Below are 25270 nucleotides of genomic sequence, written 5' to 3' on the forward strand. Positions count from 1 at the left end.
GGAGCTTCGTTGCGTACGTCGCGCGCCCACAGAACATCGTCACACCGCCGTGACCTGCACGCCTACAAGATCACCCCGACTTTGAAATCGCCCTGGGAGACGGGCACGCCGGGTTCGGGAGGCGGCTCGGGGAAACCCACTGGTGAAATACCAGCAGGGCGCCCCGAGTCGACCTCACCGATGCCGCGGCATTGCTAGAGGCGGTTGAAGCAGCGTTCCACGACGTTGCCGTGCTCGTAGACCTCGCGGTCGAAGGCCGGCGGGCGGCCTCCGTGGCTGCCTAGCCGGGCTCGGTTGCGGGCCTGGTCAGCCCGCTCGGAGGACGTGTGCGGGATGCCGCGGCGACGGAGCCAGGTGCGGATCGCTTTCGAGGTGTAGCCCTTGTCACCCAGGACCTGATCGGGCCGGACGCGGGGCCGGCCGGGTCCGGTTCGGGGCACCCGGGTCGCCTCCGTCACTGCGGTGAACCGGGTGCAGTCGTTGGTGTTGCCGCCCGTGACGACGAAGGCGAGCGGACGGCCCCGGCGTCGCAGGCCAGGTGGATCTTGCTGGTCAGCCCGCCTCTGGACCCGCCGAGGGCCGGGTCGCGAAGCCCCCTTTTCGGGCGCCGGCCGCATGCTGGTGTGCGTCCGCTTTCGCCTGAGCAGCCCGCAGCATCTGGTCGAACGCGCCGTCCGCCGCCCACCTGCGAAAACGCGTATGCAGCGTGGCCCACGGACCATTGCGCTCGGGCACGTCCCGCCAGGCCGTCCCGGTGCGGAACTTCCACTCGATCCCGTCCAGGACCCTGCGGCCGTCCAGCCGCTTCCACCCCCGCACCGAGATGGGCAGCAACGGCCGGACGAACTCCCATTCGGCATCGGTCAGTTCATGGCGACGTATCACGCCACCATGACCCACAAGGCAAGACCAATTGAAGACGCCGCCTTAGCTTGGCGTTTAACGTCGCAGGTCACTCGACCTGCTGAGATCTCCGGGATCCGGGGGCACGGGACGCGGCCGTTCTTCACGCTTCGAGATGTCGAGTAACGAAGCACGAAAGAACGGCCGCTGCGTATGAGTCTTCCCGTCGACGCGCCCGCAGGCGAGGCGTTGAGCGTGTTGTCCCGCTTTCGGGTCGACTTCTACGACTGCCTGTACAGCCGTGCCGATGCTCTCTTCGAGCTCACCGACGCGGTCTTGTGCGCGGACGGGCCGGTGAAGACGCTGGTTGAGCTCTGCCTGGCGGTCGAGCACCGGCGGGGCACGGGGCCCTGTATGCCGCGTTGGACCGGGGCTGGCTGGAGCCGACGCGGTTGCGCCGCGCGCTGGCAGGCCTGCCGCTGCCGAGGGCGGCCGACGGGCGGATCGTGCTGGCCGTGGATGTCAGCAACTGGCTCCGCCCGGACGCCCCGACGTGCGACGACCGGCTGTTCTGCCACGTCTACGGGCGCGGAGACCGCAAGACGGACCAGTTCGTGCCGGGCTGGCCGTACTCCTTCGTCGCCGCCCTGGAGACCGGCCGGACCTCCTGGGTCGCATTCCTGGACGCCGTGCGCCTCGGGCCGGCGGACGACGCGACCGCCGTCACCGCTGCCCAACTCCGAGACGTGGTCGAGCGGTTGGTCCAGGCCCGGCAGTGGCAGGCGGGTGATCCGGAGATCTGGATCGTCATGGACTCCGGCTACGACGTCGCCTACCTCTCCCACGCCCTGGCGGACCTGCCCGTCGTCCTGGTCGGACGCCTGCGCTCGGACCGCGTCATGCTCCGCGACCCCGGCCCCGCCCGCTCCGGGCCGAAGGGCGGACGGCCGCGTCGGCACGGCGGCGTCCTGACCTTCGCCAAGCCCGACAGCTGGCACGAACCCGAGGTCACCACGGTCACGGACACCACCCGCTACGGCAAGGCCGAGGCGATGGCCTGGGACCGGATGCATCCCCGGCTCGCCCATCGCGGCCCCTGGCTGGAACACGCGGAAGAGGAACTTCCCATCCTGCACGGCACGTTGATCCGCCTGAAGGTCGAGCGCCTGCCGGGCGATCGCGACCCGAAACCGGTCTGGCTGTGGTGCTCGGCCACCGCCGCCACACCGGCGGACGTGGAGCGCTGGTGGCAGTCTTTCCTCCGCAGATTCGATCTTGAGCACACCTTCAGGCTCATGAAACAGACCCTCGGCTGGACGGCCCCGAAGGTCCGTCACGCGGACACCGCCGACCTGTGGACCTGGCTCATCATCGCCGCCCACACCCAGCTCCGCCTGGCCCGCCCCCTCGCCGAGGGCCTTCGCCGCCCCTGGGAACGGCCAGCCGAGCCCCGCAGGCTCACCCCCGCCCGGGTGCGGCGGGGCTTTCGCAACGTCCGCGCGACCACGGCCCGTCCGGCGGCTGCACCGAAACCGTCCCGGCCAGGACCGGGACGGCCTGCCGGCTCGAAGAACATCGAGGCTTCCTTGTAGACCCAGCTCCTGGACATACTGAGCATCGTCGCAACCTCGGTCGAGTCCATGAGCACGGGCTCGACTGGGCGTCTCCCGTGGGGCGAGCTGGTTCCGGAGCTCGTCCTTTCGGGGGGCGTTTGCAGGTCTGTGGGCAATGGTGCTCCTTTGGGGCTGGCCGTGCCGATCCCGAAAGCGGAGCGGCATGCGGTCTGGCAGGAAGTCGGGGCATCGCTGTGAGCCCGCCGAGTGGCACCGCCAGGTGCTGTCGCGCGGACAACGCCAATGGTCACGAGATTCCCCGGTTTCGCTAACCGGGCTTTTGCCGCTATGTTGCGCGCCCGCCTGGATGTGCCGTTGCCTGTGGCGGGCCGCGAGCGGCGCCGCCAAGGGCATCGGAGTAGGTGCCGCAGCCTGGGCGGGTTGATCCGTGTGCAGGCGCTGGCGCGTGCCGACCATCGACCCGCCGCCGTGGATCCGCTCACAGAGAGGGTGGTCCCGGACGACTCCCGACGGTCGTTGCGTAGGCTGGCGTCGTCGTCGCGGTGGGGGAGCGAGCGAGCCAGCTGAGCCCCTCGGAACCTGCCTGACGATGCGTCAGAAAAGTCAGCAAGTGGTCAGCATCAGTCCTCAAAAACCTGGTGAAAGCTGACCGAACATGCGACTCGTTGTAAGGTAGGGAAACCGCCCTTGACCTGCAAAAACGCAGGCAGGGAGCCTAGCTCCAGGAGTACCTCGATGATGCGTACAATGTTCAAGTCCAAGATCCACCGTGCCACGGTCACCCAGGCCGACCTGCACTACGTAGGGTCCGTCACCGTCGACCGCGATCTCATGGACGCCGCCGATCTGCTGCCCGGCGAGCTCGTCCACATCGTCGACATCACCAACGGCGCGCGCCTGGAGACCTACGTCATCGAGGGTGAGCGTGGCTCCGGCGTCATCGGGATCAACGGCGCCGCCGCGCACCTGGTGCACCCCGGGGACCTGGTGATCCTCATCAGCTACGCGCAGGTCGAGGACGCCGAGGCGCGCACCCTCGTGCCCAGCGTCGTGCATGTGGATGCGGACAACCGCATCGTGGCGCTCGGCTCCGACGCCTCCGAGCCCGTGCCCGGCAGCGACACGGCCCGCAGTCCGCAGGCGGCCGGCGCTCTCTGACCCGGCGGCTCGTGATCATGCTGGCGCTGCTCCACACATCTCCGGTCCACGTGCCTGTCTTCGACGCCCTGAGGGACACGCACCATCCGTCCCTGGCGATGCGGCATCTCGTGCACGAGGACCTGCTGACCCGCGCGGCGCACGAAGGGCCGGACGCCGTCCGGCCCGCCGTGGCCGGCATCCTCGCCGGAGCGGTCGCGGAAGGCGCGAGCGTCGTGCTGTGCACCTGTTCGACGATCGGCGGTGTCGCGGAGGCGTTGGCGCCCCACCTCGGTGTCCCCGTGCTCCGGGTCGACCGGCCGATGGCCGCCGAGGCGGCCAGGTACCGGCGGATCGTCGTGGTCGCGACGCAGGGCAGCACGCTCGAACCGACCGCCGCCCTCATCAGGGACGAGGCCGCAGGGCGCGACCTCGAGCTGCGCACGCTCCTTGTCCAGGACGCATGGGACCGCTTCGAGGCAGGCGACCGTGACGGTTACATCGACACCGTCGCGGCCGCTGTGGACAAGGTGAGCGGCGCCGATGTCGTCGTACTCGCGCAGGCGTCGATGGCGGAGGCGGCCGCCCGCGTCGGCGGGGCGCTGCCCGTGCTGTCCAGCCCGGAGCCGGGCTTCCGGGCCGCAGCAGCGGTGGTAGCGGCTGCGGCGGCTGCCGCCGGCGCGTGAGCGCGGCCCCGCCGCGCAGCACGTCACGGGGCCGATCAGATCGCCGCCGGGCCCGGCGAGTGGATCCGGCGCGCGTGGGAACGCGGACCTGGAGACATGGGAACGCACGACTTCGCACCATGGAGGCCCGGCATGACCCACCCGTACCCAGAGCCCGCACCGCCGGTGCCCACGCCCGACCCCGGGGCGCCGCCGGACCCGGGTCCGCTGCCCGGTCCGGTGCCGACCCCGAGCCCGCCGCCAGTGCCTTCGCCGGACCCGATCCCCGGGCCGCCCGGGCCGGGACCGGAGCCCGTCCCGGCGCCTGAACCGGAGCCCCAGCCAGGGCCCGCCGGGCCCTGACGGACCGGGCCGCTCGGGCCGGCCCGGCAGGCCCGGGCCGGCCCGAGCGGCCCTTTCGGGCAGTGCAGCCCGACTGCCCGAACGGTCGGATCAGCCCGCCTCCACCTCCGAGCGGTCGCCGCCCCAGAGCGTGTGGAACGACCCCTCCCGATCGGTCCGCCGGTAGGTGTGTGCGCCGAAGAAGTCGCGCTGGCCCTGTGTCAGTGCGGCGGGCAGCCGCTCCGCGCGCAGGGCGTCGTAGTAGGCGAGCGCCGCGGAGAAGCCCGGCGTGGGCACGCCCTGGCGGGCGGCCGTCGCCACGACCTCGCGCCAGTCGTCCTGCGCCGCGCCGATCTCCTCGGCGAACTGCTTGTCGGCCAGCAGGCTCGGAAGGTCGTGCCGCTCGTCGTACGCCCCGCGGATACGGTCGAGGAACGCCGCCCGGATGATGCATCCGGCACGCCAGATCGCGGCCACCGAACCGGCGTCCACGCCCCAGTCGTAGGCCTCACTGCCCGCCTGGACCTGGTGGAAGCCCTGCGTGTACGACACGATCTTGGACGCGTACAGCGCCTGTTCCACCTGGTCCGCGAACCGTCCCGCTTCCTCCGCGCCCAGCGGCTCGGGCTGCGGCCCGGGGAGGGCGCGCGAGGCGTCCCGCAGTTCGGCGTGGCCCGACAGCGAGCGCGCGAAGACCGCCTCGGCGATGCCCGAGACCGGCACTCCCAGGTCCAGCGCGATCTGCACCGTCCAGCGGCCCGTGCCCTTCTGTTCCGCCTGGTCCATGACGATGTCGACGAACGGCTTGCCCGTCGCCGCGTCCGTGTGCGCGAGCACCTCTGCGGTGATCTCGATCAGATACGAGTCGAGCCGGCCGGTGTTCCAGGTGCGGAAGGTCTGCGCGATCTGCTCGGGGGAGTAGCCCGCGACGGCGCGCAGCAAGTGGTAGGCCTCGGCGATGAGCTGCATGTCGGCGTACTCGATGCCGTTGTGCACCATCTTCACGAAGTGGCCCGCGCCGTCCGGCCCGACGTGGGTGACGCACGGCGTGCCGTCCGGTGCCTTGGCCGCGATCTTCTCGAGCAGCGGGCCGAGGGAGGCGTATGACTCGGCGGAGCCGCCCGGCATGATGCTCGGGCCGTGCAGCGCGCCCTCCTCGCCGCCGGAAATGCCCACGCCCACGAAGTGGATGCCGCGCTCCCGCAGCTCCTTCTCGCGGCGCCGGGTGTCGGCGAAGTGGGCGTTGCCGCCGTCGATGATGACGTCGCCCTCCTCGAGCAGCGGCGCGAACTCCTCGATCACCGCGTCCGTCGCCTCGCCCGCCTTGACCATGATGACCAGGCGGCGCGGGCGTTCCAGCGCCGCGACGAACTCCTCCGCCGACTCGGCGGCGACGAACGTGCCCTCGTGACCGAACTCCTCCACCAGAGCGCGGGTCTTCGCGGCCGTACGGTTGTGCACGGCCACGGTGAAGCCGTTGCGGGCGAAGTTGCGGGCGAGGTTGCGGCCCATCACCGCGAGACCCGTGACGCCGATCCGAGCTGTTCCACTCATGCGTGTGCTCCTGGAAGTCTAGGAATATGCCGCCCCTACGGATACGTACGGGCGGAGCAGGCCATTCATCGATCCTCAAGCCGTACGGACGCTTCCGCACCCGGTCATTCTCCGCCGCGGGCGCCGTTCGGGCTCCGGCGGCCCACCAAGCGGGCACGGCCCGGGGCGCGCGGAACGCCCGGCGCCCCCGCGACCAGCGACGACAGCATCGCGGAAACGGGCACGAACGGGCACAGCGCATGCCGCGAAGAAGCTGGTCGAGCGGCCACGACTGCTTGTACAAACGACACACGGGCCCGAACGGACGTCGGCCCGGGAAGAAACTGCGAAAGAGCACCAGCACAACCAGGGATGTGTTTCGTGGACACCGAGGAACGCCGACGGGGAATTCTCGATACGGCCCGGCGGGACGGGTCGGTCGACGTCAACCGGCTGGCCGCCGACTTCAAGGTGGCCAAGGAAACCATCCGCCGCGACCTCCACACCCTGGAGGAGCACGGACTGGTCCGGCGCACCCACGGTGGTGCCTATCCGGTCGAGAGCGCCGGTTTCGAGACGACGCTCGCGATGCGCACCACCCGGCACGTGCCGCAGAAGTCGAGGATCGCGGCGGCTGCCGCCGATCTGCTCGGCGACGCGGAGACCGTCTTCGTCGACGAGGGCTTCACCCCGCAGCTCGTCGCCGAGGCCCTGCCGCGCGACCGTCAGCTGACGGTGGTCACCGCCTCCCTCGCGGTGGCGACCGCCCTCGCCGACGCCGAGAAGATCGCCGTGCTGCTGCTCGGCGGGCGTGTCCGCGGCCAGACCATGGCCACGGTCGACCACTGGGCGACCACGATGCTCGCCGGCTTCGTCATCGACCTGGCGTACGTCGGCGCGAACGGCATCTCCCGCGAGTACGGCCTGACCACGCCCGATCCCGCGGTCAGCGAGGTCAAGGCCCAGGCCATGCGCAGCGCACGCCGCCGGATCTTCACCGGCGTGCACACCAAGTTCGGCGCGGTGAGCTTCTGCCGTTTCGCCGACGTCGCGGACTTCGAAGCCGTCGTCACCGACGCCGGCCTCCCCTCGGCCGAGGCCCAGCGCTACTCGCTGCTGGGACCGCAGGTCATCCGCGTCTGACCCTCGCCCCACCAGGACCCTTCGACCTACCAGGACCGACAGCCGTACCCGCCGCACCCGGGCCCGCCCGGGGCAGGTCCGGCATGCCCGAAGACGGGCTGAACAGAGCCGCTACCACTGATCAGGAGAACACATGCCCCACCAACGACGACGACGTGGGATGCGCGTACGTGTGGGCGCGGGCGCGGCGGCCATGGCCCTTGTCGCGGGATGCGCCGGAGCCGGCGGCACCTCCTTCGGCGGAGGTGACGCGCTCAATGTGCTCATGGTCAACAACCCGCAGATGGTCGAGCTGCAGAAGCTGACCGCACGGCACTTCACGAAGGAGACCGGCATCAAGGTCAACTTCACCGTGCTCCCGGAGAACGACGTGCGCGACAAGATCAGCCAGGACTTCTCCAATCAGGCCGGCCAGTACGACATCGCCACCATCAGCAACTTCGAGGTCCCGTTCTTCGCGGAGAACGGCTGGCTCCACCCGCTCGACTCCTACACCCGCACGGACACGGCCTTCGACCAGGACGACATCCTGAAGCCGGTCGCCCAGTCGCTCACCCACGACGGAAAGCTCTACGCGGAACCGTTCTACGGCGAGTCGTCCTTCCTCATGTACCGGAAGGACGTCTTCGCCGCCAAGGGCCTGACGATGCCCGCAGAACCCACCTGGCAGCAGGTCGCCGACCTCGCCGCGAAGGCGGACGGCGCCGAGAACGGCATGAAAGGCATCTGCCTGCGTGGCCTGCCCGGCTGGGGTGAGGTCATCGCCCCGCTCACCACCGTCGTCAACACCATGGGAGGCACCTGGTTCACCAAGGGCTGGGAGGCACAGCTGGACTCACCCGAGTTCAAGAAGGCCACCGAGTTCTACGTCGACCTGGTACGCGAGCACGGCGAGTCCGGAGCCGCCCAGTCCGGCTACGCCGAGTGCCTCAACAACATGACCCAGGGCAAGACCGCCATGTGGTACGACGCGACCGCCGGCGCCGGGTCGCTGGAGGCGGCCGGCTCACCCGTGAAGGGCAGGATCGGCTACGTACCGGCCCCGGTCGAGAAGACCGACAGCTCCGGCTGGCTCTACACCTGGGCCTGGGGCATGCAGAAGGCTTCCAAGAAGCCCGACAGGGCATGGAAGTTCATCTCCTGGGCCTCGGGCAAGAGGTACGAGGCCCTGGTCGGCGAGACGAACGGCTGGGCCGACGTCCCCGCCGGCAAGCGGGCCTCCACCTATGAACGCCCCGAGTACGAGAAGGCAGCCGCGGCATTCGCGGACGTCACCAAGAAGGCCATCTCCAGCGCCGATCCGCTGAACCCCGGCACCCAGCCGCGCCCCACCGCCGGCATCCAGTTCGTCGGCATCCCCGAGTTCACCGACCTCGGGACGAAGGTCTCCCAGGAGATAAGCGCGGCCATCGCAGGCCGCCAGTCCGTCGCGCAGGCGCTCGAGGCCTCGCAGTCACTGGCCGAGAAGGTCGCCAAGGAGTACCAGTGAGTACATCCCTCAGTACCCCACCGAACAGCACACCCCCCGGCCCATGCACGGGCAGAGCGACGGCGAGTCGGCCCTCCGGGCCCGCGTCGCGCGCAGGCCGAGGCGGTGACCGGATGCGCGCCTGGGCGACCAGAGCGCCGCTGCTGCCCGCCCTGGTGTTCCTGATCGCCGTCACCCAGCTGCCGTTCGTGGCGACGCTCGTCATCTCGCTCTTCGACTGGAACTCCCTCGACCCGGACGAACGCGCCTTCACCGGGCTGTCCAACTACGGCTCCGTGTTCACGGACGCCGCACTTCGCGAGTCGGTCCTCACGACCGTGCTGCTCACCGCGAGCGTCGTCGTCGCGAGCGTGGTCCTCGGACTCCTGCTCGCTCTGCTGCTCGACCGCACCTTCTTCGGCCGCGGTGTGGTGCGCACCCTGCTCATCACACCGTTTCTGCTGGTGCCGGTCTCCGCCGCCCTGCTGTGGAAGCACGCGCTCTACAACCCCGAGTACGGGCTGTTCAACGGCGCCCTGAACTGGGCTGCCGGCCTGTTCGGTGTGGAGTCACCGGCCCAGCCCGACTGGATCTCGCAGATGCCGCTGCTCGCCGTCGAGGCGGCGCTCGTGTGGCAGTGGACACCGTTCATGATGCTGATCCTGCTCGCCGGGCTGCAGAGCCGGCCGGCCGAGATGATCGAGGCCGCGCGGCTGGACGGCGCGGGCACCTGGCAGACCTTCCGCTACCTCACCCTGCCGCACCTGCGCCGCTATCTGGAACTCGGCATCCTGCTCGGCTCGGTGTACATCGTGCAGAACTTCGACGCCGTCTTCACCCTCACCTCGGGCGGCCTCGGCACCGCCAACCTCCCCTACACGATCTACCAGACCTTCTACCAGGCCCACGAGTACGGACTGGCGTCCGCCGCGGGAGTCGTCGTCGTGATCGGCACCATCGTCATCGCGACCTTCGCGCTCCGGGTGGTCTCGTCCCTCTTCCGTGAGGAGGCGACCCGCGCATGACCACTGCCACGCTCCCGCCGCAGCACCAGCTGCCTCCCGCTGCCCGCAAGGCACGACGCCGCTCCGCGGCCCTCGGACTGCTGGCCTGGATCACCGGCATGGGCTTCTGTCTGCCGGCCCTGTGGATGGTGCTCACCTCCTTCCACTCGGAGGCGGACGCCGCCACCAACCCTCCCTCGCTCGCCGCCTCGCTCACCCTCGACGGCTACCGGGAGTTCTTCGGCGGCGGGGGCGGCCCCACGCCGTGGCCTCCCCTCATCAACTCGCTGTCGGCGTCCGTCTTCTCCACGGTCCTCGTGCTGGTGCTCGCTCTGCCCGCCGCGTACGCGCTCTCCATCAGGCGGGTGCGCAAGTGGACGGACGTGATGTTCTTCTTCCTGTCCACCAAGATGCTGCCGGTCGTCGCCGGACTGCTCCCCGTCTATCTGTTCGCCAAGAACACCGGGATGCTGGACAACGTCTGGCTCCTCGTCATTCTCTACACCTCGATGAACCTGCCGATCGCGGTGTGGATGATGCAGTCGTTCCTCGCCGACGTCCCGGTCTCGATCATCGAGGCCGCCCAGGTCGACGGCGCACGACTGCCCACCGTGCTGGCCAGGGTCGTGGCCCCCGTCGCCGGCCCCGGCATCGCCGCCACCGCGCTGATCTGCTTCATCTTCAGCTGGAACGAGCTGCTGTTCGCACGCGTGCTCACCGGTGTCGTCGCCCAGACCGCCCCCGTCCATCTGACCGGATTCGTCACCAGCCAGGGGCTCTTCCTGGCCCAGCTGTGCGCCGCGTCCGTCGTCGTGTCCCTGCCGGTGCTCGCCGCCGGTTACGCCGCCCAGGACAAACTCGTCCAGGGCCTGTCTCTTGGAGCCGTCAAATGAGGGCAGCGATCGTCGAAGCCCCCGGCAAGGTCATTGTCCAGGTCGTGCCCGACCCCACCCCGGGTCCCCGGGACGTCGTCGTCTCCGTCGCTTCGTGCGGACTGTGCGGCACCGATCTGCACATCCTGCAGGGCGAGTTCGCGCCCACGCTGCCGATCGTTCCCGGGCACGAGTTCGCCGGAGAGGTCGTCAGCATCGGCAAGGACGTCACCGGGCTGTCCGTCGGCGACCTGGTCGCCGTCGACCCGTCGCTGCACTGCCACGAGTGCCGCTACTGCCGCAGCGGCCGCGGCAACCTCTGCGACCGCTGGGCCGCCATCGGCGTCACCGTTCCCGGAGGGGCCGCGGAGTACGCCGTCGCGCCGGTCGCCAACTGTGTGAAGCTGCCGGGCCACATCGACGTCAAGGACGCCGCCCTCATCGAGCCGCTGTCCTGCGCCGTCCGCGGCTACGACGTGCTCAGCGGCACCCTGGGCGCCGAAGTCCTGATCTATGGCTCCGGCACCATGGGCCTGATGATGCTGGAGCTCGCCAAGCGCACCGGCGCGGCCGGAGTCGACGTCCTCGACGTCAACCCCGACCGGCTCGCCACCGCCGGGCTCCTCGGCTGCTCCCGCACGGCCGCCTCCGCCGACGAACTCGACCGCCCCGGCGGCTGGGACGTCGTCATCGACGCGACCGGCAACGCCAAGGCCATCCAGGACGGCCTCGGACGCGTGGCCAAGGGCGGCACATTCCTGCAGTTCGGGGTCGCCGACTACGCGACGACCGCTGTCATCGAGCCGTACCGTATCTACAACCAGGAGATCACCATCACCGGCTCCATGGCGGTGCTGCACAGCTACGAGCGGGCCGCCGCGCTGTTCGCGTCCGGCGTGCTCGACCCGTCGGTCTTCATCAGCGACCGGCTTCCGCTCGATCAGTACCCGCAGGCCGTCGAACGCTTCCAGGCGGGCCGGGGCCGCAAGATCGTGGTGGAGCCGTGAGCCGCGACACGGTACTCGTCCTGGGCGAGGCCCTGATCGACCTCGTACCGGATCCGGACGATCGGGCGACGCTTCGCGCGCAGCCCGGCGGAGCGCCTGCCAACGTCGCCGTCGGACTGGCCCGCCTCGGGACGCCGGTCGCCTTCGCGGGCACCCTCGGCGGTGATGCCTTCGCGCGGGGCATCGAACGCCGGCTCACCGGCGCGGGCGTCGACCTCACCCTGTGCGGACGCTCGGACCTGCCGACCACGCTCGCCGTCGCCGACGTCCACCCCGGCGGCACCGCGTACCACTTCCACACCGCGCAGACGGCCACGTTCGAACTGCCGGACCGGACCGGGGACGCGGCACGCTTCGGTGCGGTGTACGCGGGTGGCCTCGCGGCCGTCGTCGAACCGGCCGCATCCGCCGTCGCCGCGGCGGCCCGCGCCGCCGCCCGCGACGGGCTGCTCGTCGTCGACCCCAACGTGCGCGAGGACCGAAGCCTGGATCCGCGGCGGAGCCTCATCGTGCTCCGCGACCTGTGCACGGCCGCGCACGTGGTCAAGGCCAGCGACGAGGACGTGGCACGGCTCTGGCCGGACCGTGCCCCGGACGACGCCTGCCGCGAACTGGCCGCAGGCGGACGGCTGGTCGTCATGACACGCGGCGCGCTGGGCAGCACCGCGTACACCTCCCGGACACCGCCCGTCGAGGCTCCCGCCGTGCCCGTGGAGGTGGTCAACACCATCGGCGCCGGTGACGCCTTCATGGCCGGTGTCCTCGCGTGGCTCGCCTCCGCGTCCTGGCGGCTCGACCTGTCCCCTGCGGAGACCGGGGCCATGCTGGCCCACGCCTCGCAGGTGGCCGCGTCCGTCTGCGCGCAGGCCGGCACGGAGCCGGCCGCGGCGGCCCCGGTGCCGCGGGGTCGGGGTATCTTGCGTGCAGGAAAGCGGAACGCAACCGACGTACAGTGCGTGACCGGCGGCGGGGCAACCGCGCCCGGGTCCTGCAACGACCCTACTTCGACGGTCCGTTGAGCCGCCACGAGCTCGGTCCGGCCACCGGACGCTTCCCCTCTCCGACTTCCTCACCCGCGGCGGCTCCCGCCCCCCGAAGGCCTGACTCCCTGATCCCGCCCGCCCGCCGGCCGGGCTGGGGGCCACTCCGTACCCGCAGTGCTTCTTCAGCAGCGCCGCCTTGCCCACCGGCCTGGCACGAACGGGAATCAGCCACGGCTGAACCGAGGCCTTGTCACTGCCCTGCGAACACCCATAAGTTGGCCGATTGCGACAGACCAAGCGCGTTCCAGGGGGAGTTCACCATGGCCGGAACCGGGCGGCACCGCCGATATCAGCCGAGCCGCATCAACCGGGCTTCGCTCACCGTCACCGCCGGCGGCGCAGGCATCGCGCTGCCCCTCGTGGGCACCGGGTCCGCGCACGCCGCGTCTGTCGACGTGTGGGAGAAGGTCGCGGCCTGCGAGTCGTCCGGGAACTGGCGGATCAACACCGGCAACGGCTACTACGGCGGGCTCCAGTTCAGCCAGGCCACCTGGGAGGCGTACGGCGGCCGGCAGTACGCGCCACGCGCGGATCTGGCCACCAAGGACCAGCAGACAGCGGTCGCGGAGAAGGTCCTCGACGGTCAGGGGCCGCGCGCATGGCCCACCTGTTCGTCGAAGGCGGGGCTGACACGTGGCGGGGACCGCCCCGACGTCGAGCCGGCGCGGCTCCGGCCGCAGGAGGCCGCGCCGCCCAAGCGGATCACGCAGCGACCGGCCGCTTCCCCGACGACGATCCCGAAGCAGCGCGAGGGTTACACGGTCGCACGGGGCGACTCGCTTTCCGGGATCGCCGCCACGCAACGAGTCGACGGCGGCTGGCAGCAGCTGTACGAACAGAACCGCACGGTGGTGGGAGACGATCCCGATCTGATCTTCCCGGGGCAGCGACTGACCCTGCGGGTCAAGGCCGCCCCGCAACCTACGGCCCCGCAACCTACGGCCCCTCGGCGTACGGCTCCGGAACGTTCGGCTCCGGAACGTTCGGCTCCGCAGCGTCCGGCGGCGAAGCCGAAACCCCAGCAGCAGACCGCCCCGAAACCGAAGCCCAAGCCGCAGGCCGAACCCGCCGCCGCCCCCGAGCCCGTCCCCCGCGCCGGTTTCGGCGCGCCCGTCGCCGCAGGCCCCTCGACGGCCTACCGCAAGGCCGGTTCCTCATGGTCGAGCGGCTATCACACGGGCGTGGACTTCCCCGTCCCCACCGGCACCTCGGTGAAGGCGGTCGCCGCCGGCAAGGTCGTCTCGGCCGGCTGGGGCGGCGCGTACGGCTACGAGATCGTCATCCGGCACAGCGACGGCAGATACAGCCAGTACGCGCACCTGTCGGCGCTCACCGTGCGGTCGGGACAGCAGGTGGGCGCGGGGCAGCGGATCGCCCGTTCAGGATCCACCGGCAACAGCACGGGACCGCATCTCCACTTCGAGATCCGCACGGGACCCGGGTACGGATCGGACATCGATCCCCTCGCCTACCTCAGGGCGCGGGGCGTGTCGATCTGACCCGGGCCGCGGGCGGCCGGCCCCGCACCCCGCGGCGTGGCCGAGCCGCTCGACCGTCAGCAGGATCAGGCCGCCGGCGGCCACCACACCGCAGCCGAGCGCGAGAACCGTGCCGGCCACGCCGTAGCGGAAGTCCTCGCCGAACAGGGTGATGCCCACGACGGCCGCCACGACCGGGTTGACGACGGTGACGGTCGCGAGCGGCGTCGCGAGCCCAGCGCCCCGGTACGACGCCTGTGACAGCAGCAGGCCGCCCGCAGCCAGCGCGGCGACGGCCACAAGGCTCGGCCACTGGTCGAGCGGCGAGTCCCACAGCCAGTCGACGGCCACCGACTTGGTGAACACGGAGGCGATACCGAAGGCGATGCCCGCCCCTCCGGCCAGCAGCACGCTGCGCGTGATGGGCCGGTGGACGCTCTGGGCGATCAGGAAGACAAGCGCCACCGTGCCCAGAGTCACCCCGGCCAGCATGCCTCGCTCGGCGCCGCCCAGCGAGCTGGAGTCCGTCTCCCCGGTCAGGGCGAGCAGTCCGGCCAGGCCGACCGTCGCCATGATCGCGCCGCGCCATGCGGTGGCGCCCGCCCTGCGCCGTACGAAGAGCGCGGCCATCGGCAGCGCGAAGACGATGGTCAGTGCTCCCAGCGGCTGCACCAGACTCAGCGGACCGTACGCGAGGGCCACCACGTGCAGTACCGCGCCCACGCCGTTCAGGGCGACGGCGGCCCACCAGCGTGCTTGGTGAAGCGGCGCGTACGGCCGGGACGGCGTAGTGGTCGCCACGTGTTCCTGGAGTATCGCCCCGGCCGCGTACGCGACCGCGGAGACCAGTGAAAGGATCACGGACAGCGCGAGGGAACTCATGGTGACCACCCTGTCCCTCTTCCGCGTTCACGTCGTCGTTCTTGAGCACGCACTTGGCCGTACTACCGGCGTAGTACGGGTGTAGTCCCCACGTCCCCCTCCCGGTGGTGGCGAGCCGGCCGCCGTACGCCGTCCGTACCGCGGCCGGCTCGTGGTCCTCGTCAGCAGGGCCGGCGCCACGCCCCCAGGTCGAGCTTCTTGCGCATCGAGCTGAAGCCGAGCCGCCGGGTCTGACCGCAGAAGCGTTCCGGCGGGAGTGCGTACTCGACGTGCAGGACCGCTTTGCCCGCCTCGACGAACGGGGTGAGCGACGTGCAGTCGCCGTACTGCGCGCACTCCTCGTTCACCGCGAAGTCGAAGTCGTCGACCAGTTCGGGCACCTGGTCGAGGTCGTTCTTGAGCCCGACCGACAGGCCGCGCTCATGGGCGAGCCGCGCGATCATGCGGTTGTAGGCGAGCTGGTGGGCGGCGGTCAGCGCGAAGCCCGTGTCGTTGACGTAGCCGTCCAGCAGATCCGGTTCGACGGCGTCGAAGCCCCGGTCACGGCACAGCTCGATGCGCGCGGCCATCAGCGGCCGCAGCACGTCGAGCCGGCGGATGTCCAGCCAGCGCTCGCCCTCCCAGCCGTTGGGCTTCCCCAGGACGGACCTCGGGAAGCCGTCGGCGTCGGGGCGGAAGTCCTCCCAGGCCCCCGCGTTGATGTAGCAGATGACTCTGCGGCCTTCGCGGTGCAGCCTGCGCACGGTCGCCGCGTCGTTCTCGAAGCCGTCGATGTCGTAGACCGGTACGTCGACGCCGTGGTCGATCGGCCCGTCCAGCTGCCACTGCCAGGCCGTGCCGGGCCGGGGACTCCAGCGCCGTTCCGACTCGCCGCCGTCCGGTGCCGTGCAGGCGGCGAGCAGCAGCAGCGTGAGTGCGGCGGCCACCGCCCGCAGCCGGCCGTTCATGACGCGTTGCGCAGGGCAGGGGGCAGCGACGACCACGGGTTGGGCCCGTGGCCCGTGACGGCGCAGTGCACCGCGGCCCCGCGCAGCTCGGCCGTGCGGGCCGCGAGGCCCGAGAGCCCGCTCGGCACGCCGTGCACCAGATGGCAGAACGTCCCCGGCGGATGCGCCCTCGTCCATGGCGGCGAGGCCGGCGCCGTGCGATACGCCTCCCAGCCGCCCTCGAACGTGACGAGCAGATCGGCGAACGACGCGTAGCCGGGCGCCGGATGGACGCCCGGGTTGAGCGCGAGCGTGGCCCCGCCGTGGGCCCTGGCCGCCCGGGCGAGCCGCCGGTAGTGGCGCACACCGGCCTGGTCGGGTGCGACCTGGTCGAGGAAGAACCCGTTCGTGCCGTACCAGGCTTGGTGCCGTTCGTAGTCGGCCGTCACGGCGCGGGATGGACGGCGCCCGTAGTCGGTGTCCACATAGCCGAGGACCCGTACGCCTGCCGAGCGCAGCTCCCGGGCCGCCCGGGCGAATTGGGCGTCGGGTGTGCGGCCCGGGCCGTCGGCGGCGTTGAGCACGACGCCGTACAGCACAGAAGCACGGTCGACGAGCGTCCGCCAGGCGGCCGGGTCGACGGATGGGTGGACATACAGGGGGACGAGCAGTTTCATGCCGGGCCGTTCACCGCGCGGACGGGGGCGGCGCCCGGGTCACGGGCCGAGGACAGCCACAGGCCGGCGACGGACTGCGCCAGTTCGCGGCGCGGCCGCCAGCCCAGCGCGGAACGGGCGGCCGAGATGTCGGCCGACTGCCACCGCACGGCAGCGGAACGGGCGGAGCCGTCGCCGGCCTCGTCGAGCCGCCCCGCGAACTCCGCCGTCCGCACCAGAAGAGCAGCCAGCTCCCGGACCCGGGTGGGCCGTCCACTGCCGATGTTGAGGATCGGGGGCAGCGGGCCGCCGGCGCTCGCCGCGGCCGCGACTGCGTCGGCGACATCCCGCACGTCGACGAAGTCGCGGTACGCCGACAGGTCCCCCACCCGGATCGTGCCCTGACCACCGGCCCGCCGCAGTTCCGCGGCGAGCCGCCCCGGCAGCCCGGACGCCGGGGCGCCGGGGCCGACGGGGTTGAAGACCCGCAGCACCACGGAGTCGACGCCGGAAGCGGTGACGGCGACCGTCCCGGCCAGCTTCGTCGCACCGTACGGGCCGAGCGGCCGGGTGGCGGCCGACTCGGCGAGCGGCTCGCCGTCCGCCGAAGGGCCGTACTCGGCCGCCGACCCGAGATGGACCAGACGAGCGGCCGGCACGGTGTCCCGCATCGCCTCGGACAGGGCGGCAGGGCCACGGGCGTTGACGTCCGCCAACTGCACGGCGCTGCCGGCCACCAGCCCCGCGCAGTTGACGACCACGTCGGGCGCCGCGCGGCGCAGCGCGTGCGAAAGCACCTCTGCGTCCGCGGTCAGATCGATCTCCACGTCCGGACCGGGAGCCCGGCCGCCGAGCAGCAGCTGCGCGCCTGGCAGTTCGCGCAGCCGCTCGGCGGCCGCGCTGCCGAGGAATCCGGTGGAGCCGAGCAGGAGGATGCGCACGGGCGCTCACGCTCCCTTGAGCAGCAGGCCGCGGTGGGTGGTGAACTCGGCATTCGCTCGGTCGTAGTCGTCGGGCCGGCCGATGTCGAGCCAGTAGCCGTCGAACTCGTAGGCGTGCGGCGGGCGGTCCGCCTTCAGCAGGTCCAGCACCAGTTCGTCGAAGCCGAGCGGCAGGCCCGGCGTGTAATCGGCGAGGGTGTTCCTGCTCAGGCCGTACACGCCCATGGAGACGCGGTAGTCCATGCTCGGTTTCTCCGCGAAGCCGGTGACCCGGCCCTCCTCCGTGGTGAGGACGCCGAAGTCGATCGCGACCTTACGCGCGTAGGTGGCCACCGTCAGGGGCGCGCCGGAGGTCGTGTGCCGGCTCAGCACGTCCCCGTAGTCCAGGTCCGTGAGGATGTCCCCGTTCATCACGAGGAACGTCTCCGGCAGCCGGTCCATCATCGTGAGCAGCGGGCCCATCGTGCCGAGTGGGCTGTCCTCCGTGGAGTAGCCGACGCGCATGCCCCACTGGGAGCCGTTGCCGACGTAGGCGCGGATGATGTGGCCCAGATGCCCGATCGCGATGGTGCAACTGGTGAAGCCGGCTGCGGCGAGCTGGCGCAGCACGATCTCGAGGATCGCGTGCTGGTCCCCGATGGGCACCAGCGGCTTGGGCAGTGCGGTCGTGTACGGGCGGAGCCGGACACCCTTGCCTCCGGCGAGTATCACTGCGTGCATGGGACGTCCCCTGTCCGTCAGATGTTGTAGATGCCGGTCTTGTAGCGGGCCAGGTTGGCCGGGTTGCGGAAGAAGTCGATGGTGTGGCCGAGGCCGTGTTCCAGTCCGTGCTCGGGCGCCCAGCCGGTAGCGGCGCGCAGCCGGGAGGCGTCGGCGACCAGGCGCATCACCTCGGAGGCCGCCGGCCTGATGCGCTGCTCGTCCTCCCGCACCTCGAGCTCGGCGCCCATCAACTTGCCGATGAGCGAGGTGATGTCGCCGACCGAGATCTCGCCGCCTGAGCCGGCGTTGAAGGTGCGGCCGACGACGGCTTCCGCCGGCGCCGTGCCCACCGCGAGGAAGGCGCGCGCGGTGTCCTTGACGTAGAGGAAGTCGCGGGTCGGGCGCAGGTCCCCGAGGGTGATGATCCGCTCGCCCGCAGCGACCTGGCCGATGACGGTCGGGATGACCGCCCGCATGGACTGGCGCGGTCCGAACGTGTTGAACGGCCGCAGCGTCACCACCGGGGTGTCGAAGCTGGCGTGGTAGCTGTCGGCGAGCCGGTCGCCGCCCGCCTTCGACGCCGCGTACGGCGACTGGGTGTTGATCGGGTGGTCCTCGGTGATCGGCACGGTCTGCGCGGTGCCGTACGTCTCGCTGGTGGAGGTGTGCACCAGCCGGGGGATGCCGAGCCGGCGCACGGCCTCGAGGACGTTGAGCGTGCCCGTGACATTGGTGTCCACGTAACTGTGCGGTGCCTGGTAGGAGTACGGGATCGCGATGAGGGCGGCGAGGTGGTAGACCGCCTCCGTGCCCTCCAGGAGCTGCCGGACGGAGCCGGCGTCGCGAACGTCGCCGAGGACGATCTCGACCTGGTCGAGCACGTCGGGGGCGAGGGTCTCCAGCCAGCCGTAGGAGGAGAACGAGTTGTACTGCGCCATGGCCCGGACCCGGAAACCGGCGGCGACCAGGGTCTCGGTCAGATGCGAACCGATGAACCCCTCTGCCCCGGTGACGGCGACCAGCGTGTTCGGTGTCACGAAGAAATCTCCCGTGGTGGATGTCTGATGGGACGGACGAGTTGTCAGCGGTGAGCGGTGGGCCTGCCGAGCTGCCGCACCGCGGTGACGACGAGGACGGCCGCCGCCGCGGTGCGGCAGACGATCCGGGCCGGTTCGGCCGGCAGTTCGGCGACCGTCGCGCCCGCCTCCGCGGCGGCGGCGAGAAGCGTCACCAGAGCCGGGACCCACGCCGAGGCGAACGCCTGGAGCAGCAGCGCCGTCCACAGCACCGCGCCCAGCGCGAGCAGGGAGAACACGGCCCCGAGCCCGGCGCCCAGGACCGGCGCGGCGACCGCCAGGCACGCCATGTACCCGCCGAGGCACAGGGCCAGCGCCATGGTCGCGCGCAGCGCGAAGTGGCGCACGTCGACGCTGGTGCGCAGTGCGGCCAGTGCCAGGGAGCGGTACCGGTACAGCAGCCACTCGGCGAAGCCCATGCTGAGGGTGAGGACCACGACCAGGCCGGCGTCGTCCGCCCCGGTGAGCGCGGCGAGCACACCTGCGGCAAGACCGAAGACCCCGTACGGAAAGGAGCGCAGCAACCCGCTCCGGTCCCGGCCGGGGGGCGGCCCGGAACGGAACGCGCCGCGCACCGCGTGTCCGGCGGCCACCGCGGCGGCGACCACCGTGACGAGCAGCAGCGCCACGGCCAAGGGGGCGGGCGGCCTGACCGCGGGGACGGCCGCGGCACCGGCCGCGACCGGCAGCAGCGCCGCCAGCAGGACACGCTCACGGCCCAGGACGAGCAGCACGGTCGCCGCGGCCAGATAGCAGCACTGCCCGGCGGCGAAGGCGGCCCCGGCGCCCGGCCCCGCGACGGCCAGTCCGGTGGCCGACGCAACCAGCGCCCCCGCGGGGGCACCGATCGCCAGGGTCCGGGCGGCGGCCGCCGCCCCCTCGACACCGAGCCGCACATGGGCACGGTGCCCGAGCGCCTGGTTCCACGCCCAGGCGGCGAGCCCGGACGAGACCAGCCCCGCCACGCCGGCGGCGCCCTGCCACAGCCCGGCGCCCAGCACATAGGCCAGCCCCGGCATGGCGAAGACCAGGCCGCGCAGCGCGCAGCGGACCGGGTCGGCGCGCCAGGGGTCGGGCCCGGCCGGGGGCCGTGGATAGTGGCGGGGCACCCGTGCGTAGAGGTCGTCGGCGACCGTGAACAGGTCGGGGCGGCCGTAGCGTTCGCGGATCTGGTCCCCCGTCAGCCCGTCGGACTCGAGCAGGGCCGCGACCTCGTACGGATGGACGGCGGACGCGACCGGCTCCACGAGCCGCTCGGCCAGCTCGTCGATCGGGTCCGCCGCCCAGCTCGGCCGGGTGCGCCCGCGCGGCCGGGGGAGCGGAGCGGATAAGAAGGGGAGCGCGTCACTGTCGCCGGGGACCAGCCGCAACGGGCCGCTCATGCCGTGGCCTCTGCGGGTGCGGGCCGTGCGACGGCCACGGACTGGCTTGTGCCCAGGGCCAGTTCGAGATAGATGGAGCGGAATGTGTCGACGGTCTGCCGCAAGGTGAACTGCTCGATCACCCGCAGCCGCGCCCCTTCACCGAGCGCCGCTCTTCGCTGCGGATCGCGCAGCAGCTCGAGCGCCGCACGGGCCATCGCCTCCGGCTCGCGCGGCGGTACGACCAGACCGCAGCCCCCGACGGCCTCCCGCACCCCGCCGACGTCCGTGGAGACCGTGGCGCGCCCGCAGGACATGGCCTCTATGAGTGTGAACGGAAACCCTTCGCTGATGCTCGACAGCATCACCACGCTGCCTGCCGCGTACGCGTCCCTGATGTCGTCCACCCGGCCCTCGAACCGCACGGCGTCGCCCTGCCCGAGCTCGGCGGCGAGCCCCTCGCAGCCCTCCCGGTACGCCTCCCCGCCGCGCGGCGTGCCACCGAAGAGCCGCAGCCGCGACTGCGGCATCTCCTCGCGCACGAGTGCGAACGCCCGTATCAGCGTCTCGAGGTCCTTGATCGGGTCGATTCGTCCCGCCCAGCTCAGCGTCGGCAGCGTCGGCTCCGGCCCGGCCAGCGGAAACGCGGCCGGGTCGACGCCGTTGTAGACGGTGCGTATCAGAGCCGGATCGGCGCCTCCGCGCTCCTCCCACAGACGGTTGTACCGATTGCCGGGTGTGACCAGGGAGGCGACCCGGTACGTCTCCTCCGCCAGCAGCCGGAAGAAGCCCAGCAGCAGCGCCTTCACCGGCCAGGGGTAGGGGCCGGTGCGGTAGCCGAGGTAACGCTCCCTCAGATACACGCCGTGCTCGGTGAGCAGCAGCGGCACACCGTGCTCCCGCGCGCCCACCAGGCCCGGCAGCGCCGCGATCCCCCCGCTGACGGCATGCGCGACCCCGTCGGCCGGAGGGGCGGCCGCGAGCGGCCGCAGCGCGTGCTCGAGCAGATCCGTGGCGGTCAGTGCGTCGTGCACCGTGGGCCGCGCGGCGGACACCGGAAGGTCGCGCCGCGTCCAGATGTCCACCAGGACCCGCACGGCACGGTCGGTGCGCAGCGCCGGCGCGAGCACACCATCCCGGGCCGCGCGGGCCAGTTCGTACAGCGCAGGCCCGAACGCGGCCTCGGCCGACGGGTCGAGGAGAGCGGTCAGGAACCTCTCGTAGACGTCCATGAGCCGCCGCAGACGCGCGCCGCGGGGTGGCTTTCCAGCCGGAGTCGGACCCCACATGGGCACGGAGACCGGCCCCGACACGTGGGGCGGCAGCTCCCAGACCACGGGCTCGCGTCCGGTGCCCGTCACCGCCGTGATCCGGAAGCCGACGTCGGGCATGCCGCGCACGAGTTGGTCGCACCACACGCTGACGCCGCCGTGGCTGTGCGGATAGGTGCCTTCGGTAAGGAGGGTGACCCGGGGCGCGCCGGGGCGCGGCGGGCTGAGCGATCTGGCCATGCGGAACTTCCCCCGTGGATCGAGACGGTGCGGTTGGGCGAGGGTTCGGGTCGTACGGGCGGAGACAGGCTTCGGCCGGTGTCCCGGCGGAGGCGGTGCCCCGCTTCGGCCGCGTCACCTGCTGTCCGGCACCCCGTGATCCGTGACTCCGTACGCCACCCGCTCGCGCACCCCTCGCGGCAGCGGCAGCCGCGGGGCCGGCGCCGTAACCGGCTCGGCCACGGGCGCGGCCGCCACGGCCGTCGTCGCCGCGGACGCGGCCGGCAGCGTGAGCGTCACCCTGTCCTGGAGCAGCCCGGGGGAGACCCAGCCGGAGAGCGAACCGGCGTACGGGCTGCCGAAGGCCGTGGTGCCCAGCAGCTGGTTCTGCCGTGTCCCGGTGGGCATCGTGGCCGTGACACGCACTCCTGCGGGAGCCCGCACGGTCACCGTGCCGCCGACGCGGTATGCGCTGACCTGCCCGGCCTCGACCGCGGCGCGCCACGCTGCCCGGTCGCGCAGCTCCGCGCCGATGTCGCGCTGGCGCAGGTTCACCAGCGGGGTGTTGTCCGCGTACAGCGCCGCGTAGTCGTCGAGGACACGGTCGAGCACCGGGTAGGCGATGCGGTCCTCCGCCAGGTTGGACTGGTGGACGAAGTGGGGCCGGGGGTCGCCCGCCAGCACGTGGCCGAGCGCGATCCGCGCCTCCAACGGCACCACATGCTCCGCGTATCCCGTGGCGGCGTCCAACGGCTCGTCGAGGCAGGTCGAGACGGCCGAGTTCTCGCAGATGCCGCTGCCGCCGTCCGCCGCCCTGGTGTAGATCCAGTTGTACTCGTCGATCTGCTCGGCGGTCCGGCCGGCGTTGTAGAAGACGTTCATGGGATACCGGGGGACGGTGAGGGCGGGCCCGACCCGGCGCTGCTGGGGATCGCGGGAGTTGTCGGAGGCGAGCGAGGCAATGGCGTTGTCCGAGAGCGCGGGCGCGAGGTGGGGATTGTCGTCCGGCTGCTGCGGCAGGATCTTCAGCCCGGAGTGCTCGCCGGTCACCAACTCGTCGTCCCGGAGCGGGAGTCCGGCGCGGTGGCCCCACCCCCGGTTGTCGGAGATCTGGCCGGAGATCTCGCTTCGGCTCGCGTACTTCACGGTGCCGTCGGCGTTCCTTGCGCAGGTCCACGGGACGGAGCTGACGTCTTGCACGCAGCCGAGGAAGGGGTGGTTGTAGGTGTGATTGACCCACCGGTGGGCGGACCTGTCGGCGACGAGCTGCTGCGCGAGCGGGTCGCTGCCGCCGTTCTGCTCCTTGAACAGTTCGCTGCCGCCCCCGTTGAAGACCATGTCGAGGGTGAAGCCCTTGGCGGCCGACCACTGCCTCGCGTACTGGGCGTCGGCCGCCGTCATCCTGATGGGATCGGGTTCACCCTGGCCGGGCGGGCAGTCGACATCGCCCGGCGTGCAGTTGAGCTCGCTGTCCCAGCGGTCGTCGGCCGCGAACACGTCGTCGATGTGCACGGCGAAGTAGTGGCGCGCTGCGCCGAGTTCGACGCCCTGGGTCATCCAGTCGACGATGCCCCGGGCCAGCAGCCGGAACTGCTGCTGGTACTGGTTGTAGACGAAGGTGACGACCAGCTCCCGGCGGCCGTCGTGCCGGTACTCGCCGACGAGGGAGCCGCGCGCGGCGGAACCCGGCACGGGGGCGTCCACATAGCTGGTGAAGTCGGCACCGGCCGCCGGCAGCGCGACATGCGCGTAACTCTCTCCTACCGAGGGCGAGTTGTCCTCGAAGGGCACGGGGCCGTCGAGATATCCGAACGGGCCCGCCCGGCCCGCGGTGGTCACGGCTGCCCGGACGCCGTCCAGCGAACCGCTGTACCCGCCGTGCACGGGGTAGTTCAGGCCCACCTCCGGGCGGGCGTAGGTGTAGGCGTCGACCTGCGGGATCGCGAACCTCTGCTCGTACGAGACCAGAGCGGCGAGCTCGGCCGTCGTCATGCCGGACGGGCTGTCGCTGGGCAGCACCACAGCCTGGTACTTGGCGCGCGGCCGCCCGTCGACGGTGTCGGCGAGGAAGTCGGCGTCGATCTCGGGGCGGGCCGCCTCCTGGAGATCGACGAGCGTGAACGGGGTTCCTGCGCCGCTCAGTTCGGCGGCGATCGCGTCGACGGCAGGCCCCCCGTCGTCGACGACGAGCACCCGCAGATCGATACGGGGCGTCGGTGGTTGAGCGGCGCCGGCCGAAGGCGGCGCGGCGAGCGCGAGCAACAGCGCGCCTGCGGCGGCGAGCGCGGCAGTGCGGACGGTACGTCTCAATGTGGTCCCTCCCCGGTAGGGCATGCCGGACCCCCATCCGGCATGCCCTACCCCCCCTGAAGTGGTTCGATCGTTACGGCGATCGCCCACGTCCTCTGTCGGATCACATAGTGGGGTGCGATTCGCCGGTGTGTGTGGGCATTGTGAAACCTGGCGCAAAAAGGATGCGGGGCGAGTAGTGGTGAAATCGGGCGCGGAAGCCGAACGATCGCCGCTCTCGACACCCCTCGCGCCGCGGGTGGCGTGCGACGCAGGGCTTAGACCGCCACTCCGGAGCGCCAGAGGTTCAGACCAGTGAGCCCGGCCGCCCGCGCCGCCCCGACTCACATGATCCGGCCAAGCCCCCGACGACGGACACGATCGGGGGCGCTGCCCCCCGGAGGCCCGCGCCTCAAACGTCGGCGGGGCTGGAACGTGCCGGCCCTGCCAGGACCCGGTCCCGACCCCGCGCCTCAAACGCCGGCGGGGGGGCCCGCCTCGGACACCGGTGCGGCCGGCACGCGCCGGACTGTGCTCCGAACCCGCATCGCGAGCGCCGACAGGTTCGGTACGTGCCGGTCTTGTCGGTCTCCGCCCCGAACCCTGCCCGAACCCGCGCCTCAAAACGCCGGCGAGGCCGGATGTGCCGCCGCCGATGGAGGCGGATGTGCCGGGGCGGGCCGGGCCGGCGGGGCCGGATGTGCACGGCCCGGTGAGGCAGGATGCGCCGCCTCAGACGGGGACCGGATGTGCCGGATGTGCCGGGTCCGACAAGGGGCTGGATGTGCCGGATGTGCCGGGGTGGTGGCCGGGGAGGGCCGAACCGCCGGGCGGCCGA

General features: G+C 71.7%; 19 protein-coding genes and 2 pseudogenes. 10 read left to right on the forward strand and 11 right to left on the reverse strand.

Going from position 1 to position 25270, the window contains the following annotated elements; translation table 11 throughout:
• Positions 1-197: 197 nt before the first annotated feature.
• A pseudogene (locus tag ACZ4SA_RS27545) lies at positions 198-867 on the reverse strand (IS5 family transposase); the annotation flags it as partial.
• Between the two features lie 189 nt (positions 868-1056).
• Here ACZ4SA_RS27545 and ACZ4SA_RS27550 point away from each other — a divergent pair.
• From ACZ4SA_RS27550 to ACZ4SA_RS27560, 3 genes and pseudogenes are all read left to right on the forward strand, one after another.
• Positions 1057-2417 (forward strand): annotated as a pseudogene (locus ACZ4SA_RS27550) (NF041680 family putative transposase); the annotation flags it as partial.
• Positions 2418-3152: 735 nt separating this feature from the next.
• Positions 3153-3575: an aspartate 1-decarboxylase gene (gene panD / locus ACZ4SA_RS27555; protein ID WP_468279641.1), complete on the forward strand. Its 423-nt coding sequence runs from the start codon at positions 3153-3155 to the stop codon at positions 3573-3575.
• A 17-nt stretch (positions 3576-3592) separates the two neighbouring features.
• Entirely contained in the window at positions 3593-4240 is a 648-nt protein-coding gene (locus tag ACZ4SA_RS27560; RefSeq protein WP_468279825.1) for an aspartate/glutamate racemase family protein, read from the forward strand.
• 432 nt (positions 4241-4672) lie between these two features.
• On the opposite strand, the gene gndA is transcribed toward ACZ4SA_RS27560, so the two are convergent.
• Positions 4673-6115 carry an NADP-dependent phosphogluconate dehydrogenase gene (gene gndA / locus ACZ4SA_RS27565; protein WP_468279644.1) on the reverse strand — a complete coding sequence of 481 codons (1443 nt, stop codon included), beginning with the start codon at positions 6113-6115 and terminating at the stop codon, positions 4673-4675.
• Positions 6116-6475: 360 nt separating this feature from the next.
• Between gndA and ACZ4SA_RS27570 the strand changes: the two genes are divergently transcribed.
• The 7 genes from ACZ4SA_RS27570 to ACZ4SA_RS27600 all read left to right on the forward strand — a co-directional run bounded on the left by ACZ4SA_RS27570 (position 6476) and on the right by ACZ4SA_RS27600 (position 14130).
• A complete protein-coding gene (locus ACZ4SA_RS27570; protein WP_468279647.1) occupies positions 6476-7237 on the forward strand; it encodes a DeoR/GlpR family DNA-binding transcription regulator in 762 nt (253 codons plus the stop codon).
• Between the two features lie 133 nt (positions 7238-7370).
• Positions 7371-8726, forward strand: a complete 1356-nt coding sequence (locus ACZ4SA_RS27575; RefSeq protein ID WP_468279650.1) for an ABC transporter substrate-binding protein — start codon at positions 7371-7373, stop codon at positions 8724-8726.
• Positions 8723-9730 carry a carbohydrate ABC transporter permease gene (locus ACZ4SA_RS27580; RefSeq protein WP_468279653.1) on the forward strand — a complete coding sequence of 336 codons (1008 nt, stop codon included), beginning with the start codon at positions 8723-8725 and terminating at the stop codon, positions 9728-9730. The genes ACZ4SA_RS27575 and ACZ4SA_RS27580 overlap by 4 nt, the downstream gene beginning before the upstream one ends.
• Positions 9727-10602 carry a carbohydrate ABC transporter permease gene (locus ACZ4SA_RS27585; protein ID WP_468279655.1) on the forward strand — a complete coding sequence of 292 codons (876 nt, stop codon included), beginning with the start codon at positions 9727-9729 and terminating at the stop codon, positions 10600-10602. The genes ACZ4SA_RS27580 and ACZ4SA_RS27585 overlap by 4 nt, the downstream gene beginning before the upstream one ends.
• Positions 10599-11588, forward strand: a complete 990-nt coding sequence (locus ACZ4SA_RS27590; RefSeq protein ID WP_468279658.1) for a zinc-dependent alcohol dehydrogenase family protein — start codon at positions 10599-10601, stop codon at positions 11586-11588. The genes ACZ4SA_RS27585 and ACZ4SA_RS27590 overlap by 4 nt, the downstream gene beginning before the upstream one ends.
• On the forward strand, positions 11585-12607 hold the full coding sequence (locus ACZ4SA_RS27595; RefSeq protein WP_468279660.1) for a PfkB family carbohydrate kinase: 1023 nt from the start codon (positions 11585-11587) through the stop codon (positions 12605-12607). The genes ACZ4SA_RS27590 and ACZ4SA_RS27595 overlap by 4 nt, the downstream gene beginning before the upstream one ends.
• 284 nt (positions 12608-12891) lie before the next feature.
• Positions 12892-14130: a transglycosylase family protein gene (locus ACZ4SA_RS27600; RefSeq protein WP_468279663.1), complete on the forward strand. Its 1239-nt coding sequence runs from the start codon at positions 12892-12894 to the stop codon at positions 14128-14130.
• On the opposite strand, the gene ACZ4SA_RS27605 is transcribed toward ACZ4SA_RS27600, so the two are convergent.
• The 9 genes from ACZ4SA_RS27605 to ACZ4SA_RS27645 all read right to left on the reverse strand — a co-directional run bounded on the left by ACZ4SA_RS27605 (position 14011) and on the right by ACZ4SA_RS27645 (position 24453).
• Positions 14011-14991 carry a DMT family transporter gene (locus tag ACZ4SA_RS27605; RefSeq protein ID WP_468279664.1) on the reverse strand — a complete coding sequence of 327 codons (981 nt, stop codon included), beginning with the start codon at positions 14989-14991 and terminating at the stop codon, positions 14011-14013. The two genes, ACZ4SA_RS27600 and ACZ4SA_RS27605, sit on opposite strands and share 120 nt — an antisense overlap.
• Before the next feature lie 161 nt (positions 14992-15152).
• The gene (locus ACZ4SA_RS27610) at positions 15153-15938 is read right to left on the reverse strand and encodes an endo alpha-1,4 polygalactosaminidase (RefSeq protein ID WP_468279666.1); all 786 of its coding nucleotides are present in this window, start codon (positions 15936-15938) and stop codon (positions 15153-15155) included.
• Positions 15935-16594, reverse strand: a complete 660-nt coding sequence (locus tag ACZ4SA_RS27615; RefSeq protein ID WP_468279668.1) for a spherulation-specific family 4 protein — start codon at positions 16592-16594, stop codon at positions 15935-15937. The genes ACZ4SA_RS27610 and ACZ4SA_RS27615 overlap by 4 nt, the downstream gene beginning before the upstream one ends.
• On the reverse strand, positions 16591-17514 hold the full coding sequence (locus ACZ4SA_RS27620) for an NAD-dependent epimerase/dehydratase family protein (protein WP_468279670.1): 924 nt from the start codon (positions 17512-17514) through the stop codon (positions 16591-16593). The genes ACZ4SA_RS27615 and ACZ4SA_RS27620 overlap by 4 nt, the downstream gene beginning before the upstream one ends.
• 6 nt (positions 17515-17520) lie before the next feature.
• Positions 17521-18234, reverse strand: coding sequence for a nucleotidyltransferase family protein (locus ACZ4SA_RS27625; protein WP_468279671.1), 714 nt, complete (start codon positions 18232-18234; stop codon positions 17521-17523).
• 17 nt (positions 18235-18251) lie between these two features.
• Entirely contained in the window at positions 18252-19253 is a 1002-nt protein-coding gene (locus tag ACZ4SA_RS27630; protein WP_468279673.1) for an SDR family NAD(P)-dependent oxidoreductase, read from the reverse strand.
• A 44-nt stretch (positions 19254-19297) separates the two neighbouring features.
• A complete protein-coding gene (locus ACZ4SA_RS27635; protein ID WP_468279675.1) occupies positions 19298-20674 on the reverse strand; it encodes a hypothetical protein in 1377 nt (458 codons plus the stop codon).
• Positions 20671-22164: a GT4 family glycosyltransferase PelF gene (gene pelF / locus ACZ4SA_RS27640; protein ID WP_468279678.1), complete on the reverse strand. Its 1494-nt coding sequence runs from the start codon at positions 22162-22164 to the stop codon at positions 20671-20673. The genes ACZ4SA_RS27635 and pelF overlap by 4 nt, the downstream gene beginning before the upstream one ends.
• Positions 22165-22278: 114 nt before the next feature.
• On the reverse strand, positions 22279-24453 hold the full coding sequence (locus tag ACZ4SA_RS27645) for a hypothetical protein (protein WP_468279679.1): 2175 nt from the start codon (positions 24451-24453) through the stop codon (positions 22279-22281).
• Positions 24454-25270: the final 817 nt, after the last annotated feature.

The organism is Streptomyces sp. NPDC027962, assembly GCF_055566095.1.

Bases quoted from the DNA above. Each gene is read 5' to 3' on its own strand.
- panD (WP_468279641.1), top strand. From the start codon at position 3,153: ATGATGCGTACAATGTTCAAGTCCAAGATCCACCGTGCCACGGTCACC.
- ACZ4SA_RS27560 (WP_468279825.1), top strand. From the start codon at position 3,593: ATGCTGGCGCTGCTCCACACATCTCCGGTCCACGTGCCTGTCTTCGAC.
- gndA (WP_468279644.1), bottom strand. From the start codon at position 6,115: ATGAGTGGAACAGCTCGGATCGGCGTCACGGGTCTCGCGGTGATGGGC.
- ACZ4SA_RS27575 (WP_468279650.1), top strand. From the start codon at position 7,371: ATGCCCCACCAACGACGACGACGTGGGATGCGCGTACGTGTGGGCGCG.
- ACZ4SA_RS27585 (WP_468279655.1), top strand. From the start codon at position 9,727: ATGACCACTGCCACGCTCCCGCCGCAGCACCAGCTGCCTCCCGCTGCC.
- ACZ4SA_RS27590 (WP_468279658.1), top strand. From the start codon at position 10,599: ATGAGGGCAGCGATCGTCGAAGCCCCCGGCAAGGTCATTGTCCAGGTC.
- ACZ4SA_RS27600 (WP_468279663.1), top strand. From the start codon at position 12,892: ATGGCCGGAACCGGGCGGCACCGCCGATATCAGCCGAGCCGCATCAAC.
- ACZ4SA_RS27605 (WP_468279664.1), bottom strand. From the start codon at position 14,991: ATGAGTTCCCTCGCGCTGTCCGTGATCCTTTCACTGGTCTCCGCGGTC.
- ACZ4SA_RS27610 (WP_468279666.1), bottom strand. From the start codon at position 15,938: ATGAACGGCCGGCTGCGGGCGGTGGCCGCCGCACTCACGCTGCTGCTG.
- ACZ4SA_RS27615 (WP_468279668.1), bottom strand. From the start codon at position 16,594: ATGAAACTGCTCGTCCCCCTGTATGTCCACCCATCCGTCGACCCGGCC.
- ACZ4SA_RS27625 (WP_468279671.1), bottom strand. From the start codon at position 18,234: ATGCACGCAGTGATACTCGCCGGAGGCAAGGGTGTCCGGCTCCGCCCG.
- ACZ4SA_RS27635 (WP_468279675.1), bottom strand. From the start codon at position 20,674: ATGAGCGGCCCGTTGCGGCTGGTCCCCGGCGACAGTGACGCGCTCCCC.
- pelF (WP_468279678.1), bottom strand. From the start codon at position 22,164: ATGGCCAGATCGCTCAGCCCGCCGCGCCCCGGCGCGCCCCGGGTCACC.